Here is a 2,212-nt window from a genome sequence, read left to right as displayed (position 1 = left end):
TGCCCCGCCGCTGGCCCCGCGCCTCGACTACGGCGGGCGAGCCTGCGGGCTGACGGGATATAACCGGCCGTTTCCCTTTCGTGGGAAATGCCCGCTTGGTCCTGTTCTGTTCCGTACTCCGGCTGCCCGACCGTGGATTCGCGCGAGGCGTTACGAGGCGTCGCCAGGCGTCGTCCGGTCAGGCCGAGCCGCGTACCACCAGTGACGGTTCGAAGATGACCGAGGTGACCGCGCGGTCCGAGCCCGCCAGCCGGTCCAGCAGCAGCCGGGCCATCTCCGCCGCCATCTCCTCCACGGGCTGCCGGACCGTGGTCAGCGGCGGCCGGCAGGCGAGCGCCGCGCTGCTGTCGTCGAAACCGACCACGGCGACATCCTCCGGCACCCGTCTGCCGTGCTCACGGAGCACATGGCACGCGCCCACCGCCATCAGATCGTTCGCCGCGAACACACCGTCCAGATCCGGGTGTTCGGCGAGCAGCCGCTCCATCGCCGTCTCGCCGCTCTCCTGTGTGAACCGCCCTTCGGCGATGGGGATGTACGGATGGCCCCGCCGCGCCATCGTGTCCCGGAAGCCCGCCAGCCGGTCCTGGCCCGCGGGCACGTCCAGCGGGCCCGTGATCGTGGCGATCCGCCGGCAGCCGCGCGCGAGCAGATGCTCGGCGGCCAGCCGCGCGCCGTCCTGATGGGCCAGATCCACATAGCTGATACGGGCGGGCCGGGCCGGGCGCGCGTACAGCACGGCGGGCAGTCCCGCGTCCGTGATCAGCGCGGGCAGCGGATCCTCGGCGTGTGTCGACACCACGAGCGCGCCGTCGGCGCTGCCCTGGCGCAGATACGAGACGACCTCGTCGCGGGCGCGGGACGTCTCGGCGAACATCAGCACCGGATACATGCCCCGGGGCCGCAGGTAGTTGACGACTCCCGCCACCACCCGGCCGAAGAACGGATCGGCGAAGACATGTGCGGTGAAAGAGTTGTGGGCACCGTCGGGACCGACGGCGGAGGCATCGGGCGAGCCGTCCGCCGATTCCGCGGGGCTGTCCGCCGGCTCTTCGGCCGAGTCGTCCCCGGCTCCCGAGACCACCAGCGCGATCGCGTCGGCGCGCCGGGTGACCAGTGAGCGGGCCGCGCGGTTGGGCGTATAGCCGGTCGCGGCCACCGCCTGCCGTACGGACTCCTGTATCACCGGGTCGACATTGCGGACGCCGTTGACGACCCGTGAGACCGTGGCACGGGAGACACCGGCGGCTCGCGCCACATCCTCCAGGGTGGGTGCGCCGGCCGGTCGCGGGTCTTCCGTCATGACCCCCTTTATAGCATTAGTGGAGAGCGCTCTCCGTGGTCGGCCCAGGTGAGCGCGGTGGCGCCACGGACAGTGTGATCGTCCCGCCGAGCGGCAGATCTCCGGCCGAGCGCCCGCCGTGGAGGGCGTAGTCGCCGGGCGTCCATTCCCAGCGGTGGCGCTCCGCCGACCAGCGCGCCGGTGCGCGGCCGTCGACCCGTACCACCGCGACGACCTCCTCGCCGGGCTCCGCGACAACCGCCGTATATCCGACGAGCCTGCGCGCCGACGGATCGACCGGCTCAGGCCCGGACGGCTCGGATCCGGACGATTCGGCCTGGGACGGCTCGGGTCCGGACAGATAGAGCTGTACGACCTCGCGTCCGCGCCGCGCGCCCGTGTTGCGCAGCCGTATCCGGACGTCGAAAGGGTCGCCCGCACTCACCCGGTCCGGTGCCTCCAGCGCGCCGTACGACCAGGTCGTATAGCCCAGTCCATGGCCGAACCAGTACGCGGGCGTGGCGCCCGATCTCAGCCAGGCGCGGTAGCCGACATACGGTCCCTCGGCGTAGACGAGGCTGTTCTCCTCGGGCCTGGTGCGGAGCACGGGAACCTCCTCCCGGGCCGCCGACCAGGTCGTGGGCAGCCGGCCGCCCGGCTCGGTGCGTCCGAAGAGCACATCGGCGAGACCGTCGCCCGCCTCCTGCCCCGGGAACCAGGCGAGCAGCAGCGCGGGCACCTCCGCGCGCCACGGAAGAGTGACGGGAGCGCCCGCGTTCAGGATCACCACCGTCCGTGGATTGGCCCGTGCCACGGCCCGTACCAGCGCGTCCTGACCGTCCGGCAGCGCGAGCGAGTCGCGGTCGCGGCCCTCGGACTCGCTCTCCTCGGTGGTGCCGACCACCACCACGGCGGCATCGGCGTCCCGGG

At 72.4% G+C, this 2,212-nt stretch carries 2 protein-coding genes; both read right to left on the bottom strand.

All coding sequences use genetic code 11. The features are described from left to right. Positions 1–178: 178 nt before the first annotated feature. Positions 179–1,303: a LacI family DNA-binding transcriptional regulator gene (locus tag GA0115259_RS37595; protein WP_093605057.1), complete on the bottom strand. Its 1,125-nt coding sequence runs from the start codon at positions 1,301–1,303 to the stop codon at positions 179–181. 16 nt (positions 1,304–1,319) lie between these two features. After that, on the bottom strand, positions 1,320–2,212 hold an 893-nt coding region (locus GA0115259_RS37590; RefSeq protein WP_176732788.1), incomplete at its 5' end, for a glycoside hydrolase family 3 C-terminal domain-containing protein.

The organism is Streptomyces sp. MnatMP-M17 (genome assembly GCF_900091995.1).
Taxonomy (GTDB): Bacteria; Actinomycetota; Actinomycetes; order Streptomycetales; family Streptomycetaceae; genus Streptomyces.
This window is presented reverse-complemented; position numbering and strand designations above follow the sequence as displayed.

Coding starts and splice junctions, on each gene's coding strand:
- GA0115259_RS37595 (WP_093605057.1), bottom strand. CDS start 1,303: ATGACGGAAGACCCGCGACCGGCCGGCGCACCCACCCTGGAGGATGTG.